Origin of the sequence: Acinetobacter lwoffii, assembly GCF_024129735.1 — a bacterium.
Lineage (GTDB): Bacteria > Pseudomonadota > Gammaproteobacteria > Pseudomonadales > Moraxellaceae > Acinetobacter > Acinetobacter lwoffii_H.
The window spans coordinates 1-1482 of record NZ_JAMXXK010000102.1 but is presented as its reverse complement, the minus strand read 5'-3'; the positions used below and the strand labels follow the sequence as shown (position 1 = coordinate 1482).

At 43.8% G+C, this 1482-nt stretch carries 1 protein-coding gene; it reads right to left on the bottom strand.

The window, feature by feature from the left end; all coding sequences use genetic code 11:
• Positions 1-54 precede the first annotated feature (54 nt).
• Positions 55-1389 (bottom strand): ISNCY-like element ISAba32 family transposase, encoded by a 1335-nt coding sequence (locus tag NI469_RS15635; RefSeq protein ID WP_253175657.1) that lies wholly within the window; start codon positions 1387-1389, stop codon positions 55-57.
• Positions 1390-1482 lie beyond the last annotated feature (93 nt).

The following is a 1482-nucleotide window of genomic DNA, read 5'->3' as shown; positions in this document are numbered from 1 at the left end:
TGTTATTCACCAATTAAAATGTCTATGCGATAAACCATTTAAAATGTCCTGTTTTTAACCACAAGAGTCAAGCACAGGATTTAACTTTCTTTGTTCAATAACAGCTTTCTGAGCTTTACGACTCGGCATACTTTTCTTGAGACGGGAACGTTTATTCTGTTTTTCCAACTCTTCATGCTGTTGCTGAATATGTGCCAGAACTGTACCTAACCGTTTATTCTCAACGATCTCATTCTGCTGTAGCCCAGCTAATTTATTGAAAATGCTGTAGTTGAGCTTTCGTCCCTCGTGCATGAGGGCCACAGTGCCATCCGGGTACTCCAGAAATGAAATATATTGCCCAACAAGCTTATGATTCAGCTCTGTCGGTTCAAGCAGATAAATACATTTGTCATAGGTCAGGGTCAGATTCTTGGTGACCTTACGCGGTTCCTGCCAGGTAAAAATATCATCCAGTTCAAGATCAGATTCGGTTAATGGCCGATGTAAATTCTTTGAGTTTCGCGCACACTTGGCAAACTTCTGATTGAAATGCTCAATAAAGCAGGGCAGCCAGGCATTTGCCTCGGCAATTGAACAGATACCTTCTAGGCGCATTTCCTTGATCAGGCGATCCTGGAGTGTTCTATTGGCACGTTCCACACGGCCTTTGGCCTGGGGTGAGTTGGCGAAGATAATATCAATATTTAACTCATTCAGAATCCGCCCAAATTGCGTGATCTGGCTATCTTGGCTCGATTTCTGATTCACTCGGAATACCGAGTGTTTATCGCTATAAAACGCTAAAGGCTTGCCGTATTGCTCAATGTAGGCTCGGGTTGAAAGCATATAATCAAAGGTCGTTTCAGCCTCACAAAAGCGCAGATGCAACAGCTTTCCAGTGGCGTCATCGATATAAACCAGCAAGCAGCATTTGGAAGCTCGACCTTCAAACCAGTCATGATATGAGCCATCGATCTGGATCAGCTCACCGAAGCAATCACGGTTGTATCGAGGCTGATATGGACGTTTCAGGCGCTTGGATCGAGGAATCCAGAGGTCATTTGCAGTCATCCAGCGACGAACCGTTTCTACCGGGATATGCAGGCCAAACATGCTGCTGAGCTTCTCATGAGCCAATGTAGGACCAAAGCCAAGTAAATGTTCAGAAATAATGGAAAGACATTCTGATTTTAACAGGACGTCATGGCGACGATGACCCGGTTGACCACGACTGGCATGTGCCATACCTGAGACACCATCTTGATTGAGCTTCTGCAATAACCGGGTAATTTGACGGGTGGAAAGATTCAGGATTTCAGCAGCACGGACCTGGGTAATACGATGATCTCTAACGTCTTGCAGAACTGCAAGACGTTGAATTTCTTTATCAGACATAGTGATCAGCATCCATATTTTATATCCAGTCCATGGTGATAAAAACCATCATAAACCAGACATTTTTATTGGTGAGAATATAGACACTTTAAATGGGTTCTAACA

What these genes read in the sequence shown, in the direction of transcription:
- NI469_RS15635 (WP_253175657.1), bottom strand. Translation starts at nt 1,389, where the DNA reads ATGCTGATCACTATGTCTGATAAAGAAATTCAACGTCTTGCAGTTCTG.